At 73.1% G+C, this 14319-nt stretch carries 13 protein-coding genes and 1 pseudogene; 1 reads left to right on the top strand and 13 read right to left on the bottom strand.

Translation table 11 applies throughout. From position 1 onward, the window contains the following. Positions 1 to 120, top strand: a pseudogene (locus ACK4JY_RS13960) (IS5/IS1182 family transposase); the annotation flags it as partial. A gap of 3 nt (positions 121 to 123) precedes the next feature. On the opposite strand, the gene ACK4JY_RS13955 reads toward ACK4JY_RS13960, so the two are convergent. From ACK4JY_RS13955 to ACK4JY_RS13895, 13 genes are all read right to left on the bottom strand, one after another. Continuing rightward, positions 124 to 612: a periplasmic heavy metal sensor gene (locus ACK4JY_RS13955; protein WP_409606710.1), complete on the bottom strand. Its 489-nt coding sequence runs from the start codon at positions 610 to 612 to the stop codon at positions 124 to 126. Further along, positions 609 to 1040 carry a hypothetical protein gene (locus ACK4JY_RS13950; RefSeq protein ID WP_409606708.1) on the bottom strand — a complete coding sequence of 144 codons (432 nt, stop codon included), beginning with the start codon at positions 1038 to 1040 and terminating at the stop codon, positions 609 to 611. Before ACK4JY_RS13950 ends, ACK4JY_RS13955 begins: the two co-directional genes overlap by 4 nt. Further along, the gene (locus tag ACK4JY_RS13945) at positions 1037 to 1606 is read right to left on the bottom strand and encodes an RNA polymerase sigma factor (RefSeq protein ID WP_409606706.1); all 570 of its coding nucleotides are present in this window, start codon (positions 1604 to 1606) and stop codon (positions 1037 to 1039) included. The genes ACK4JY_RS13950 and ACK4JY_RS13945 overlap by 4 nt, the downstream gene beginning before the upstream one ends. 64 nt (positions 1607 to 1670) lie before the next feature. Then, the gene (locus ACK4JY_RS13940; RefSeq protein WP_409606704.1) at positions 1671 to 2285 is read right to left on the bottom strand and encodes an EF-hand domain-containing protein; all 615 of its coding nucleotides are present in this window, start codon (positions 2283 to 2285) and stop codon (positions 1671 to 1673) included. 66 nt (positions 2286 to 2351) lie between these two features. After that, complete coding sequence (locus ACK4JY_RS13935) at positions 2352 to 5240, bottom strand: bifunctional [glutamine synthetase] adenylyltransferase/[glutamine synthetase]-adenylyl-L-tyrosine phosphorylase (RefSeq protein WP_409606702.1); 2889 nt, start codon at positions 5238 to 5240, stop codon at positions 2352 to 2354. Then, the gene (locus tag ACK4JY_RS13930; RefSeq protein WP_409606700.1) at positions 5237 to 6649 is read right to left on the bottom strand and encodes an ATP-binding protein; all 1413 of its coding nucleotides are present in this window, start codon (positions 6647 to 6649) and stop codon (positions 5237 to 5239) included. Before ACK4JY_RS13930 ends, ACK4JY_RS13935 begins: the two co-directional genes overlap by 4 nt. A gap of 9 nt (positions 6650 to 6658) precedes the next feature. Then, positions 6659 to 7330, bottom strand: coding sequence for a response regulator transcription factor (locus tag ACK4JY_RS13925; RefSeq protein WP_409606698.1), 672 nt, complete (start codon positions 7328 to 7330; stop codon positions 6659 to 6661). Between the two features lie 89 nt (positions 7331 to 7419). Next, positions 7420 to 8970, bottom strand: a complete 1551-nt coding sequence (locus tag ACK4JY_RS13920) for a trypsin-like peptidase domain-containing protein (RefSeq protein WP_409606696.1) — start codon at positions 8968 to 8970, stop codon at positions 7420 to 7422. A 109-nt stretch (positions 8971 to 9079) separates the two neighbouring features. Then, positions 9080 to 9598, bottom strand: coding sequence for a cytochrome c-type biogenesis protein CcmH (locus ACK4JY_RS13915; protein ID WP_409606694.1), 519 nt, complete (start codon positions 9596 to 9598; stop codon positions 9080 to 9082). Further along, the gene (locus ACK4JY_RS13910) at positions 9595 to 11580 is read right to left on the bottom strand and encodes a heme lyase CcmF/NrfE family subunit (RefSeq protein ID WP_409606692.1); all 1986 of its coding nucleotides are present in this window, start codon (positions 11578 to 11580) and stop codon (positions 9595 to 9597) included. Before ACK4JY_RS13910 ends, ACK4JY_RS13915 begins: the two co-directional genes overlap by 4 nt. After that, a complete protein-coding gene (gene ccmE, locus ACK4JY_RS13905; RefSeq protein WP_409606690.1) occupies positions 11577 to 12068 on the bottom strand; it encodes a cytochrome c maturation protein CcmE in 492 nt (163 codons plus the stop codon). The genes ACK4JY_RS13910 and ccmE overlap by 4 nt, the downstream gene beginning before the upstream one ends. Beyond that, positions 12065 to 12886, bottom strand: coding sequence for a c-type cytochrome biogenesis protein CcmI (ccmI, locus tag ACK4JY_RS13900; protein WP_409606688.1), 822 nt, complete (start codon positions 12884 to 12886; stop codon positions 12065 to 12067). Before ccmI ends, ccmE begins: the two co-directional genes overlap by 4 nt. 19 nt (positions 12887 to 12905) lie before the next feature. Next, the gene (locus tag ACK4JY_RS13895) at positions 12906 to 14270 is read right to left on the bottom strand and encodes a hypothetical protein (protein ID WP_409606687.1); all 1365 of its coding nucleotides are present in this window, start codon (positions 14268 to 14270) and stop codon (positions 12906 to 12908) included. Positions 14271 to 14319: the final 49 nt, after the last annotated feature.

Below are 14319 nucleotides of genomic sequence, written 5' to 3'. Positions count from 1 at the left end.
AAGCTCAAGCACTTCCGCCGCATCGCCACCCGCTTCGACAAGCTGGCCCGCAACTTCCTCGCCGCCGTCCTGCTCGCCTCAACACGCCTCTGGCTCAGGGCTTATGAGTCCAGAACCTAGACCTCAGTTGGCCGGAGCCGGCCTTTCGCCCATCGCGCCGCCGCCGCGCTTGCGGGCGAGAATTTCGGCCAGGATCACCCGGTCGGCCGGCGTCAGCTCCGACAGCAGGGTGACGGCCTCGACCTCCAGATGCCGGCGACCGCGCAGTTCGGCGGCGCGGGATTGATCGAGCAGGGCGGTCAGCCGGGCGGAGTCGAACTCGGGCGAGCGGGCCAGAGCCAGGGCCTCGCGTCGTTTGCCGCGAGCTTCCTCGAAGTCGGGGCGGGCCGACAGGGCGGCGGATCGAAGCGTCTGGCGAACCGCCGGCTGAACCTCGGGGCTCAGCCGTCCGACGAGGCCCATCGGCGATCGGGTGCGGCCGGGCGTCTGCTGGGCCTCGGCCTGGCTCTCCACCCGTTCCCGATTGATCAGCAGCGTCGCCCCGGCGGCGACGGCGAACAGGTTCAGCGCGACCGACGCGGCCAGCGCGATCTTGAGGGTCCTGGAGCTCAACCGAGCACCTCCGTGTCGTCGATGGCCAGAAGCGAGGCCTGATACAGCACGGCGTCGGCCTGGAGGTCGGCGGTGACGTGGCCGGTCAGCACGACGCCGGCGACGACGCCGGCGCAGGCGGCCGCGGCCCAGCCGGCGCCGAGGGCCAGCGACAGGCGATCGATCCACACCCGGCCGGTGCGTCCCACCTTGCCCCCGGCCGAGGTGGCGGCGGCCAGCACCCGGTCGCGCAGGGCCATGGAGACCTGCGGGGTCGCGGACCGATGCAGCAGGGCGTCGATCGCATCGGCTTCGGCCAGGGCCGGGCGGGCCAGGTCGTCCCGGGCGACGACGAAGGCCTCGGCCGCCGCGCGTTCGCCGTCCGGCCAGCGACGCCGGTCGGCGCCATAGGCGGCGGTCAGGGCGAGAAAGCGTTCCGCCGTCATCATGATCCTACTCCTTCGGCACCGGACCGGTGATCGGCCAGCGCCAGTCTCAAGGCCCGCCGTCCCCGCGACAGCAGGCTCTCCAGAGCCTCGATGCTGACCTCCATCAGGCCGGCGGCCTCGATATTGGTCAGTTCCTGATAGTGACACAGCACGATGGCCTCGCGCTGGCGGTCGGGCAAGCGGGCCAGGGCGGCGTTGACCGCCGCCCCGGTGTCGGCGGCGATCAGACCGCGATCCGGCGCCGGGCCCTCGTCGGGCCGTTCGGGCAGGGCGTCGGTCGGCACCTCGCGCCGCCGTCTCAGCCGATCGTAGCAGAGGTTGAGCGCCACCCGGTGCAGCCAGGTGTCGAACTTCGCCTTGCCCGGGACCCAGCGCGGGGCCTGACGCCAGGCCCGCAGCAGGGCGTCCTGGGCGACGTCCTCGGCCTCGACCGGGTCGCCGAGCATGCGCTGGGCGAGGGCCAGCATGCGTGGCAGCTTGCGCGCGACCATGGCCTGGATGGCCGCGGGGTCGCCCTGACCCACGCGGCGCACCAGATCCTCATCGGGGTCGGCGAAGCTCGCCATCCGGCCTCTTGCAAAGGTTCCAGCAAGGCCGGGAAGGTCGAGGACCGCCGCGCCCGTCATCTGCTTACTCCGAAGCGGGCGCCGAAGGCGACGCCTGTTGCGCGCGACGGGCCTCGCGGCGTTCCGACATGCGTTCGCGACGGTCGGCGTGGGCCGCCTGGCGCTCGGCGGTGGTGATGAAGCCGTCGCTGTCGGCGTCGAGGCGGGCGAAGGCGGCTTCGGCCCGGGTGCGAGCCTCGGCGATCACGATCGGACCGCGGGTCTCGGCCCGCTCGGCGCGGCCGGCGCGACGACCGGGGCCGCGATAAGCGCGCTCGGGACGCGGTCCGCGTTCGGCGCGGGCCTCGCGGCGGGCTTCGAACTCGGCCTTGCTGATGGAGCCGTCGTTGTCGGCGTCCAGCCGGTCGAAGCGGGCGTCGGCGCGTTGGGCGTGACGGGCCTGGGCGGCGGCGCGCATCTCGTCCGGCGTGACCGAGCCGTCGCGGTCCGCATCAGCGGCGGCGAGGCGGTCGACGCGAGCGCCGACGAACTCGGCCTGGCTGAGGCGCTGATCGGCATTAGCGTCGGCGCGCAGGCCGCGCGCGTGCGGGCGCTCGGGCGATTGCTGGGCGACGGCGACGCCGCCGGCGGCGGCGATGGCCAGGGCGGCGAGTCCGCCGGCCAGAAGGGTCTTCTTCATCTCGATGTCTCCGTGGCCGCTCGGGCGGCCGTGCATCCCTGTCTGGAGAGTGAAACGCGGTTGGCGTCAGTCTCCGTCGCCGACCGGCGGCAGGGCGGCCTCATAGGCCTCGCGCGCCGCCTCGCGGGCCTCGGCCAGGCCGGCCTTGAGCGCGTCGTAGTCGGCGAAGCCGGCGGCCTTGGCGAGGCGCGCGCGGAAGCCCTCCGGCTCCTGGTCCGGATCGGGCCGCTCGTCGAAGGCGGCGCCGAGGATCTGGCTGAGGGCCTGCTGCAGCCGCCAAGCCTCGGCCAGTTCGGGATCGTCGGCCAGGGCCTGAAGGGTCGAGGAGGTCATCGGCCCGCCTTCCCGGGCGCGCCGGAGCTGGCGGACCTGGGCGACGAACTCGGCGTCGACCTGGCCGCCGGGGGCGAGTTTGACGTCCCAGTGGCCCTGCGGCGGGCGCTGGCGCGCCATGCGGTCGCGCATCCGCCGGGCGTCGGCGGCGAAGCTGACGCCCGGACGGGGATGGCGCAGGATCCCCTCAAGCGAGGCCGAAACCCGGGCGGCGAAGGCCGGGCTGTCGGCCCAGATGACGCGGGCGCGGGTCAGGGCCATGAACTCCCATGTGTCGGCCTCGGTCGCGTAATAGTCCTCGACCGCCGACAGGCGCAGCGACACCGGGCCCTTGGCCGCGCCGGGGCGCAGCCGCATGTCGACCTCGTACAGCCCGCCTTCGGCGGTGTGCGCCGACAGGGCCGCGATCAGCCGCTGGGTGAAGCGCGAATAGAAGACCCCGGCCGCCCACTCCTTGTCGCCAGACACCGCGTCAGCCGGGGCGTCATAGACGGTCATCAGGTCGAGGTCCGAGGTCGCGGTCATCTCGCGCGAGCCAGCCTTGCCGAGGGCGAGGACGGCGACCTGGCCGCCCCCGAGCGCCCCGCCCTGGCGGATCGTCTCGCCCATGGCGGGGGGGGCGAGGGCGCCGAGACTGGCGTCGGCGAGGGCGGTGTAGGCGCGGCCGGCGGCCTCCGGTCCGGCGCGGCCGGTCAGGGTCTGGACGCCGATGCGGAACATCTGTTCCCGGTGCAGCCGGCGTACCGCGTTCATCGCGGTCTCGAAGTCGGGGGCCTCGGCGGCTTCGCGCCGGATCTGGTCGGCGACGCCGGTGTCTTCCTCGATCGGGCGGGCGAAGCGGGCGTCCAGCATGCTGTCCAGCGCGGCGGGATAGCGGCCGAGGGTGCGGGCGAGGCGGGGGGCGAAGGCCATGACCCCGACCACGAGGTCGAACAGTTTCGGCTGGGCGAGGAACAGGGCCTGGACCTGGACCCCGCCGCTGAGGGCGGAGAAGAAGACGGCGAAGCGGCGGAAGGCGGCGTCGGCGGCGCCGGTGTCGGCGAGGGCGGTCAGCAGCCGGGGGGCGAGGCGGGTGAACAGCTCGCGGCCACGCGCGGCGCGGGTGGCGGGGATGCGACCGTGATGCCAGCCGCGGATGGTGTCGGCCACGGCGGCCGGCTCGGAAAAGCCCATGCGGGCGAGGGTCGCCAGCGTCTCGGGATCGTTCTCGACGCCGGTGAAGACCAGCGAGCCCCACGGCGACGACAGTTCCTCGCCACCCTCGAACAGCTCGCCATAACGCTGGTTGACCCTGACCAGCAGGGCCTCGACCCGGGCGTCGAAGACGGAGAGCTCCGCCTCGCCCGCCAGCGCCGCCACCCGGGCGCGGGCTCCGGCCTCGACCGGCAGGGTGTGGGTCTGCTCGTCGTCGAGCATCTGCACGCGATGTTCGAGCCCGCGCAGGGCGATGTAGGCGGCGGTCAGTTCGGTGCAGGCGTCGGGGTCGACGTGGCCGGCGTCGCGCAGGGCGGCGAGGGCCTCGACCGTCCGCGGCGCGCGCAGACCGGGGTCGCGGCCGCCGAGGATCAGCTGCTGGGTCTGGGCGAAGAATTCGATCTCGCGGATGCCGCCGCGGCCGAGCTTCAGATTGGCCCCGGCGGCTTCGAGCCCCTCGCCCGTCTTGTGGACGTGGATCTGGCGCTTGATCGACTGGATGTCGAGGATGGCCGGATAGTCGAGGCTGCGGCGCCAGATGAAGGGGATCAGGGCCTCGAGAAAGTCGCGCCCCGCGCCGACGTCGCCGAGCACGGCGCGGGCCTTGATGAAGGCGGCGCGCTCCCAGTTCTGACCGACGCTCTCATAGTAGGCCAGGGCCATGGGGGCGGCGACGACCGGCGGGGTCGAGGACGGATCGGGGCGCAGCCGCAGGTCGACGCGGAAGACATAGCCGTCGCCCGTCCGCTCCTGCATCAGGGTCGCCAGCGCCTGGGCCAGGCGGTCGACGAAACGCTGCGGCTCGACGCCTTCGGCGAGGGCCGGGATCAGGGCGTCGGGCTCCCAGAACAGGCTGATGTCGATGTCGGAAGAATAGTTGAGCTCATAGGCGCCGTGCTTGCCCATGGCGAGGCCGAACAGGCCGGGGACGGGGCCGCGCGGATCGTCGGCGGGGCTGACCAGCTTGCCGCGCTCGCGCTGGTCGTGGGCGACGGCGCGCAGGGCGGCGTTGACCGACGCGTCGGCGAAGCGGCTGAGCGCGCCGGTGACCTGGTCGAGATCCCAGACGCCGCCGAGGTCGGCCACGGCGGTCAGCAGGTGGAGCTGGCCCTTGAGCCGACGCAGCGGGGCGCGCAGGTCGTCGGCGCCGCCGGCGAGGGCGTCCGTATCGGCGAGGATGGCGGCCAGACGAGCCTCGGGCGCGTCGTCGAGCACCGCGCGCAGGCCGTCGGGCCAGCGCCGGGCGAGGCCGAACAGATAGGGCGAAGCGGCGAAGACCGGCGCGAGGGCAGGCCAGGAGCCGTCGAGGGTCGAGGTCCAGCCGCCTTCGGCCGCGGCCTCGGAGAGACGTTCGCGGGCGCGGGTTTCGGACTCGACGTCGATGACCGGGCCGCAAGGCGTCAGCCGCGGGGCCAGGGCCTCGCTCACGCCGGGTCCGCCGGCGGGATCACGAGGGCCACGCGCAGGCCGGGACCGAAGCCGCCGTATTCGCCGGGTCCCTCGTCCAGCTGGACCCGGCCGCCGTGGGCCTCCATCACGGCGGCGACCAGCGACAGGCCGAGGCCCGAGCCGGCCTCGGTGCGGCTGTTGTCCAGCCGGACGAAGCGCTGGGTGACCCGCTCGCGGTCAGCCTCGGGCACGCCGGGGCCGGTGTCGGTGACCGAGAATTCGATCTCGCCGGAGCTGCGCCGCCGGGCCCGCAGCATGACGGCGCCGCCGACCGAGGTGTATTTGATGGCGTTGTCGATGACGTTGGCGAGGGCCTGGGCGAGGAAGGGGCGGTTGGCCTCGACCATCAGGCCGCGCTCGATCTCGGCCGAGAACTCCAGCCCCTTGTTCTCGCCGGCGGGTTCGTAGAGCTCGGCCATGTCGGCGGCGAGGTCGGCGGCGTCGAACAGTTGCGGGTCCGGGGTGCGGCCGGCCGCCGCCTGCAGCCGGGCGATGGCGAGGACGGTGTTGAAGGTCTTGAGCAGGCTGTCGGCCTCGTCGAGGGCCAGCTGCAGGGCGTCGACGCCGTTGATCTTGCCGGCCTCGGCGTCGATCAGCGACACCTCCAGCTTGGCCCGCATCCGGGTGAGCGGCGAGCGCAGGTCGTGGGCGATGGCGTCGCCGGCGTGGCGGATCGAGGCCATCGAGCCCTCGAGCCGGTCCAGCATGGTGTTGAGGCCGGCGCCCAGCTCGTCCAGTTCGTCGCCGGAATTGCGCACCGGGGCCCGGGCCTTGAGGTCGCCCTCCTGGACCGCCGTGACCACCCGGTTGAGCCGGCCCATCGAGCGTTCGAGATTGCGGCTGACCAGCAGGCCGCCGGCGAGGCCGAGCAGCAGGACGATGCCCATGGCCCCCCACAGCGCCTGGGTCAGGCGCGCCAGATAGGCCTCGGTGTCGCCGAGCGAGCGGCCGACGAACAGCATCTCGCCGCCCGACAGCCGCACCTGGACGCCACGCACCTGGGGCCGGGTGACGCGGCCGTTGGCGTCGGTGTCGGTGAAGGGGAAGGTGATCCACTGGCGCTCGCCTTCCATCTCGGCGATCGGCGACTGGCTGAGGCTGCCGGTGGTGGTGCGACCCTGTTCGTCGAGCAGGAGGTAGAGGAAGGCGCTGCGCGACAGGGAACGGTCGATCAGGGCGCGGTTCAGGGCGTCGAAGCCGCGCGCGTCATAGATGCCCTGCAGCACCTGCATCTCGCCGCGCACCTCGCGTTCGGCGTTGACCCGGGCCTCGGCGGCCGAGGCGAAATAGACATAGGCGAGGATGGCGCTGGCCGCCGCCGCGAACAGGGCGAGGAACAGCAGCGTCAGCCGGAAGGGCGTGCGGCGAAGGAGGGAGGGGAGTTTCACGAGCTGAAGTCAGGGCTCCAGCCGGTAGCCCGCTCCGCGCACGGTCTGCAGCATGGCGTGGTCGAAGCCCTTGTCGATCTTGGCGCGCAGGCGGCTGATATGGACGTCGATGACATTGGTCTGGGGGTCGAAATGGTATTCCCAGACCTTCTCCAGCAGCATGGTGCGGGTGACCGACTGGCCGGCGTGGCGCATCAGGAACTCGAGCAGCTGGAATTCGCGCGGCTGAAGGTCGATCTCCTTGCCGCCGCGATGCACCGAGCGGGAGATCAGGTTCATCTCGAGGTCGCCGACCTTGAGCATGGTGGCGACCGAGCCGGTCTCGCGGCGGCGCGACAGGGCCTCGACGCGGGCGATCAGTTCGGAGAAGGCGTAGGGCTTGACCAGATAGTCGTCGGCCCCGGCGCGCAGGCCGGCGACGCGGTCATCGACCTCGCCGAGGGCGGAGAGGAACAGCACCGGCGTCTGGTCGCCGTCCTTGCGCAGGGTCTCGACCATGCCGATGCCGTCGAGGCGCGGCATCATGCGGTCGACGACATAGACGTCGTAGCCGCCCTTCTGGGCCTCCAGCAGGCCGAAGGCGCCGTCGACCGCGTGGGTCGGTTCGTGACCGGCCTCGGTCAGCCCGCGGACCATGGCGGTCGCGGCCTCGGCGTCGTCCTCGACCACCAGAATACGCATGGAATCAGCCCCTCGAATGCAAATCGCCGCCGATGTTAGCGCATCGGCGGCGATGGGGGCAGTTACCGCTTTGTCAGAACCCGATCCGCTTATTCCTCGTCCGCGAACGGGAGGGCGAGCGGCGCCGTGCCCTGGGGCGTGCGGACGAAGATCAGCACGCTGGGGCGGCCGCTGCGCTTGACCGTCTCGATGACGGTGCGCAGCTCGGCGGCCGTGCGGACCCGGATGCGATCGGCCTGGGTGATGACCAGGCCGGCCTGGAGACCGAGCCTGGCGGCGGGCGTGCCGCGGGCGACGTCGGTGATGACGAGGCCCTCGACACCCTCGGCGAGGCTGTAGCGCGACCGCAGGGCGGCGGTGAGGGGCGTGACGGTCAGGCCCTCGACCTCCTCCCCGCGAGCGGCCGGGGGCTCGCCGGGGGCGGCCGGACCGCCGCCCTGTTCGTCGGCGGCGCGAAGCTCGGACTCCGACGGCCGGGTCCCGGAACGGACGTTCAGGGTCGTGCGGCGTCCGTCGCGGATGACCTCCAGACGGATGGTTTCGCCCGGCCTGGCGGCGCCGACGCGGCGGGTCGCCTCGGTGCCGTCCTCGACCGCCTCGCCGTTGACGCCGACCAGCAGATCGCCGACCCGGGCACCGGCCCGGTCCGCCGGTCCGCCCTCGGTGACGCTCTCGACATAGGCCCCCTCGAAGTCCCGGGCGAGGCCATAGGCCTCCCACTGGTCGGCGGTGAAGGTGCGCAGGCCGAGGCCGACGTAGCCGCGCTGGACCGTGCCGCTGCGCATCAGCTGGTCGGTGACCGGCTTGGCGATCGAGGCGGGGATGGCGAAGCCGATGCCGACGGAGTTGCCGGTCGGCGAGTAGATGGCCGAGTTCACGCCGATGACGCGACCGTAGATGTCGAAGGTCGGGCCGCCGGAGTTGCCGCGGTTGATGGCGGCGTCGATCTGCAGGAAGTCGACGTACTGGGCCGTCGGGTCGGGGATGTTGCGGCCCTGGGCCGAGACGATGCCGGCGGTCGCCGTGCCGCCGAGACCGAACGGATTGCCGACGGCGATGACCCAGTCGCCGACGCGCGGCTGGGCCCCTTCCTCGAAGGTGACGAACGGGAAGGCCGAGCCTTCGACCTTGATGACGGCCAGGTCGGTGGCCTCGTCGCGCCCGATCAGGCGGGCGTCGAGTTCACGCTGGTCGGCCAGGCGCACGGTGATCTTGGTGGCGTTGTCGACCACGTGGGCGTTGGTGACGATGAAGCCGTCGGCGGAGATGAAGAAACCGGATCCGGAGCCGGCCGAGGTGGGCGGCTCCTCGCCCTCCTCCAGCTCCGGCACGGGGACGCCGAAGGGGATGCCGGGGATGCGCAGCATGCCGTCAGGCGGGCGCTGCACCGGGGCCTCGACGTCGATCTGCACGACGGCGGGGGCGACCTGCTGGAAGATGTCGGCGAAGCTGAGCGGTGCGCCCTGCGGCGGAGCGAACGCCAGGGCGCCCGCCCCGGCGTTCGGGGTCAGGCGTCCGGAGACGCCGCCGACCGGGCCCGCATTGGCGGTCGGCCAGTCGATGACGCCGCCGGCGGTGGCGCCAGCCGCGAGGACGAGGCCGAACGTGGCCCCAAGCATGAATTCCTTACGCTTCATCATCGGGTTTCGTACGATCCTTTTGCCGGGCGCGGGCGCCCGTTCAGTTCGTCAATATAGGGCTGTGGCCGCTAAGGCCAACGTTCGGGCGGGGAAAGGGTCCCGCCGCGACCTAGTGGTCAGACGGTTTTGCGTCAGGATCGGGGCGAACGCCGGCCTCTGCGACAATAACCGCCAGCCGGGCCTCTTCATCCGGCGACAGCGGGGCGGCCTCGACCCGGCGGCGGCGAACCATCAACAGCAGAGCCGCGGCGACCGCGCCCATCAGCGCGATCGGGCCGAACCACAGCAGCCAGGTGGCGGCGCGGACCGGCGGCTGGAACAGCACGAAATCGCCATAGCGACGGACCAGGTCCTGCTCGATCTGCTGATCGGTGCGGCCGGCCGCGACCTGTTCGCGGACCAGCTGGCGCATGTCGGCGGCGATGCCGGCGGGGCTGTCGGAGATGGCCTCGTGCTGGCAGACGACGCAGCGGATGCCGTCGAACAGGTCCTGGGCCCGGGCTTCCTGCGCGGCGTCGGGCAGCGGGCGGTCCGGCGCGGGGGGCGGCTCCTGGGCGATTGCGGCACCCGCGATCAGGCCGAGGGCGGCGCTGAAGCTGGCGAAGGTGATCCGCAGGGAGCGCCTCATGCCGCCGCCTTGCGCTGGCCGACCGCCAGCCGCAGCCGGCGGTCCATCAACGACAGAACCCCGCCCAGCGCCATGATGGCGGGGCCAAGGAAGATCAGCCGGGCCCACGGATTCCACCAGACGCGGACGTTCCACGCCGGCTCGCCGGCTGCGGTCCGGCCGCGCTCGCCCAGCACGACATAGACGTCGTCGAGACCACGGAAGTCGAGACCGACCTCGGTGGTGGTCTGGCCGCCGGCCGGGAAGAAGCGGCGCTCGGCCGTGACCTCGCGCGGCGCCGCGCCGGAGCGCAGGGCGACGGTCAGCCGGCCCTGCTCGGCGAGATAATTAGGGCCCTCGACGATGCCGACGGAATCCAGGCGCACGGCCCAGCGGCCGGCCACGACCGTCTCGCCGATGGCGAGGGGCCGCGCCGCCTCGACGCGATAGCCGGTCTCGACCACCGCCCCGAGAACGAAGACGCCGAGGCCGGCGTGGGCCAGGGTCGTGCCCCAGGCGCCGAGCGGCAGGCCGCCGGCCCGGCGCAGACTCTCGCCCGGCGAGACGCGGAACAGGCGGATGCGGGTGGCGGTCTCGGTCAGGGCCCCAAGGATCAGCCAGGCGCCGAGGCCGATGCCCGCCGCCGACAGGGCCTTGCGCGGATCGAACAGGGCCCAGCCCAGCAGCGCCAGCAGGATGGCGAGGCCGGCGGCGACGGCCAGCCGCTGGGTCACGCCCATCAGGTCGCCGCGTTTCCACGACAGCAACGGACCGGCGGGCAGGATCAGGAAGGCCACGGCCATCAGCGGGACGAAGGTCAGGGCGAAATAGGGCGGGCCGACCGAGATGGTCGAACCGTTCACCGCCTCGAGGATCAAGGGATAGAGGGTGCCGAGCAGGACGGTGGCGCAGGCGGCGGTCAGGAACAGGTTGTTCAGCACCAGCGCGCCCTCGCGGCTGACCGGGGCGAACATGCCGCCGCCCTTCAACTGCGGCGCGCGCCAGGCGAACAGACCGAAGGCCAGGCCGCCGGTCAGGCCGAGAATGGCCAGCAGCATGAGGCCGCGCTCGGGATCGACGGCGAAGGCGTGGACGCTGGTCAGCACGCCGGAGCGGACGAGGAAGGCGCCGAGCATGGAGAAGGTGAAGGCGGCGAGGGCGAGGAAGGTGGTCCAGCCGGCCAGGGCGCCGCGCCGCTCGGTGACCACGGCAGAGTGCAGCAGGGCCGCGCCGGCGAGCCACGGCATGAAGCTGGCGTTTTCGACCGGATCCCAGAACCACCAGCCGCCCCAACCCAGCTCGTAATAGGCCCAGAAGGCGCCGAGGGTGATGCCGACGGTCAGGAAGGCCCAGCTGGCGAGGGCCCACGGCCGCACCCAGCGCCCCCAGGCCGGCCAGAAGGCGGAGTTGGCCCGGCCCTCGACGAGGGCGGCGACGGCGAGCGAGAAGCAGACCGAGAAGCCGACGTAGCCGGCGTAGAGGAAGGGCGGGTGGAAGGCGAGCGCCGGGTCCTGCAGCAGCGGGTTCAGCGAATTGCCCTGGAACGGGGCCGGGTCGAGACGCGCGAACGGGTTGGAGGTGAAGACGGCGAAGGCGAGGAACAGCACGCCTAGGAAGCCCTGGGCGGCGACGGCCGAGGTCTTCAGCCCGAACGGCAGGTTGCGGGCCCGGGCGAGAACGGCGCCGAAGACGGTCTGGACCAAGCACCAGAGCACCAGCGAGCCCTCGTGACTGCCCCAGGCTCCGGCCACCTTGTATAGCATCGGCTTGTCGGTGTGGCTGTTGGCGGCGACGTTGGCGACCGAGAAGTCCGACACGGCGAAGGCGAAGATCAGGGCCGCGAAGGCCACGGCGACAGCGAAGGCGGAGGCGATCGCCGCCCCCTCGGCGGCCCCGGCCAGCACCGGGCTGCGGCGCAGGCGTCCGGCCACGGCCATGCCGGTCTGCAGGACCGCCAGGGCGAGGGTGAGGATCAGGGCGAAGGCGCCCGTTTCGACGATCACGAGGCGTCCGCCGCGCCGCCCGGATACGTCGACCCGGCGGCCGACCGCCATTCGCCCTTGGCCTTGAGGCTGTCGGCGACCTCGCGCGGCATATAGGTTTCGTCGTGCTTGGCCAGCACCTGGGTGGCGCGGAAGCTGCGGTCGGGCTGGAAGGCGCCCTGGGCCACCACCCCCTGCCCTTCACGGAACAGGTCCGGCAGGTCGCCGCGATAGACCACCCGGGTCGTGGCGACGTTGTCAGTGACGACGAAGGCGACCTGACCCGAGCCGTCGTGAACCACGCTGCCGGCCTCGACCAGTCCGCCCAGCCGCACGACCCGGCCGGCCGGGGCCTTTTCGGCGGAGGCCTCGGACGGCGAGAAGAAGAAGGTGACGTTGTCGCGCATGGCGAACAGGGACAGGCCGACCGCCAGAGCCAGGACCGGGGCCACGGCGGCGACGACCCACAGGCGGCGGCGCGCCTTGGGCGATTTCGGCAGCCAGCTCATGCGGCGTCTCCGGCGGGCAGGCGGGCTTCGAGATCGACGCGGCGAGGATCGGCGGGATCGAGGGCGGCGATCAGCGGCAGCCACATCTCGCGCACCCGGGCCGTCTCGCCGCGGGCCAGCGCCGCCTCGCCGAGGAAGTAGCGGGCGCCCAGCTGGCCGGGGTCGAGCCGCAGGGCCTCGCGGAACGCGGCCTCGGCGTCGCCGTCGGCCACGCCCTGGTTGGCGCGCACGAGGCTCTCGCCCAGCCGGGCCCAGCTCTGGGCGTCGGCGGGCCGCACCGCCACGGCGCGGCGGAAGGCGGAGGCGGCGCCGAGCGGGTCGCCGGCCTCGAACCGGGCGGCGCCGAGCATGGTCAGGGCCTGATGGTCATTGGGCCGTTCGTCGACGACCCGGGCCACCACGGCGGCGATCTGCGGCGGCTGGAGGCTGTCGAGCTGGGTCGCCCACTGGTCGACGCGCCGCTCCCACGACTGGTCGGGCAGGCCGGGGGCGCCCAGCAGGGTGTAGAGGGCGACCGAGACGGCGACCGTGGCGCCGAGGCCGCCCAGCACCCAGAAGCGGTCGCGGGCGCCGGCGACGGCGGGCGCCGCCTCGCGCCCGGCCGAGAGGATGCGGCGCCCGGCCTCGGCGCGGGCGGCGGTCCAGCTGGCGTCGTCGAGCAGGCCGCGGGCCTTGAGGCGATCCAGTTCGGCCAGTTCGGCGGAGGCGGTGGCGGGGGTCACGACCTCCCCGCCGTCGACGCCCCGCCGCGCGCCGGCCAGCACCAGCAGGCCGGCGAGGGCCGCGATCAGCGCCGTCATGATCCAGAACATCGTCATCGCCGCGCGATGTAGCCGATCAGGCGGCCCGCGACGAGGGGCTGGCGCCGCTGCTCTTGGCCGCACCGGCGACGGCGGCCCGGCGGCGCACTGTGCGGGCCACGGGCCGGGCGTCGATCAGGTCCAGACAGCGCGCGGCCAGCTCGACCAGGCGAAGGGCGTTGACCGGGTCCGGCGCCTCGCCGTCGTTGACCAGGAGCAACGCCTGTTCGGCATAGTCGGACAGGCGGACGGTCAGGGAATCGACCAGCCGCTTGCGATCGGATTCCGCGCCGAAGGTCGAGGCCGGGCCCCGCACCGCCCCGACCAGCTTGAGCAGGCTGCGCGCCGCCTGAACCGTTTCGCCCTGGACCGGGGCGGTCAGCTGCGGGGCCTTGCGGGTCATGCGGCCGGAGATCTGGATCCGCTCCAGCGGCAGGGCCTTGTCGACCGCCCGGTCGGCGGCGCGCAAGAAGGCGGACAGCTGGGCCGAGAGGCTGACCCGCGCGTCGCGCACCGACTTGCCCCAGACGCTGAGCGGATTGAGGGTCAGGGTGACGTCCAGCTCGCCGAGGACGTTGGCGCACCAGGTCAGGTCGTCGATGACCGTTTCGACGGCGGCCGGGTCGGAGCCGGGACGGAAGGCGGCGATCCGCGCCACCCGCAGGTCCACGCCCGCGATCAGCCGCTCGACGAAGCCGGCCAGTTCCGAGGCGCTGAGGAAGGTCTCCTGTTCGGACGAACACGAGCTCTGGGTCAGGATGCGCAGGATCAGGACCGCGTCGTCCAGATGGCGGAACAGCATTTCCAGCACCCGCTGGGCCCCGTCGAGGTGGACGTCGGCGCAGTCCTTGAGCAGCAGGCGCAGCTCGGCGATCTGGTCGCCGTCGGGCCGCTTGAGCCAGACGTCGAGGGACGGCAGGCCGCGGCGGGCCAGATGGGCCAGGTCGAGTGCGGCGGCGAGATCGGCCAGCCCGCGTTCCCGATCCTCCGGCGCGAGCGCCGCGGGCCAGATCAGCTCCGGCCGGTCGCGCACGGCGGCGGCGGCGGCGAGGCAGATGCGGTCGGCCACGGCGACGGCGACCGGGCCGTCCTGGTCCAGCTTGGGCAACAGCGCCGGTTCGCGGGCCGCCGCGGCCTGCCACAGACGCGGCAGGACGGCGGCGGGAAAGGCCACCGCCTCGACGCCGTCGGGGCGCGGCCGGAACATCGGCAGCAGCGGCGCGAACACAAGGCCACGGCGGGTCCGCTCGCGGGTCTCATCGGCGAGCATGGCGCGCAGCTCCAGCGCCCGCTCGCCCGGCAGGGCGGCGGCCACCGACGACAGCTTGGTCAGCATGTCGTCGGGCGCCTGCCCGATCAGGGCGGCGAGCGCGGCGCGGTGGGCGACGGTCAGCCCCGACATTCAGAACCCTCGCGACCGGCTGACGCCCGGCCGCGGCCATGCTGCCGCT

Origin of the sequence: Brevundimonas sp., from assembly GCF_046295595.1 — a bacterium.
Taxonomy (GTDB): domain Bacteria; phylum Pseudomonadota; class Alphaproteobacteria; order Caulobacterales; family Caulobacteraceae; genus Brevundimonas.
This window is presented reverse-complemented; position numbering and strand designations above follow the sequence as displayed.

Bases quoted from the DNA above. Each gene is read 5' to 3' on its own strand.
- ACK4JY_RS13950 (WP_409606708.1), bottom strand. From the start codon at position 1,040: ATGATGACGGCGGAACGCTTTCTCGCCCTGACCGCCGCCTATGGCGCC.
- ACK4JY_RS13945 (WP_409606706.1), bottom strand. From the start codon at position 1,606: ATGGCGAGCTTCGCCGACCCCGATGAGGATCTGGTGCGCCGCGTGGGT.
- ACK4JY_RS13940 (WP_409606704.1), bottom strand. From the start codon at position 2,285: ATGAAGAAGACCCTTCTGGCCGGCGGACTCGCCGCCCTGGCCATCGCC.
- ACK4JY_RS13925 (WP_409606698.1), bottom strand. From the start codon at position 7,330: ATGCGTATTCTGGTGGTCGAGGACGACGCCGAGGCCGCGACCGCCATG.
- ACK4JY_RS13920 (WP_409606696.1), bottom strand. From the start codon at position 8,970: ATGATGAAGCGTAAGGAATTCATGCTTGGGGCCACGTTCGGCCTCGTC.
- ACK4JY_RS13915 (WP_409606694.1), bottom strand. From the start codon at position 9,598: ATGAGGCGCTCCCTGCGGATCACCTTCGCCAGCTTCAGCGCCGCCCTC.
- ccmE (WP_409606690.1), bottom strand. From the start codon at position 12,068: ATGAGCTGGCTGCCGAAATCGCCCAAGGCGCGCCGCCGCCTGTGGGTC.
- ccmI (WP_409606688.1), bottom strand. From the start codon at position 12,886: ATGACGATGTTCTGGATCATGACGGCGCTGATCGCGGCCCTCGCCGGC.
- ACK4JY_RS13895 (WP_409606687.1), bottom strand. From the start codon at position 14,270: ATGTCGGGGCTGACCGTCGCCCACCGCGCCGCGCTCGCCGCCCTGATC.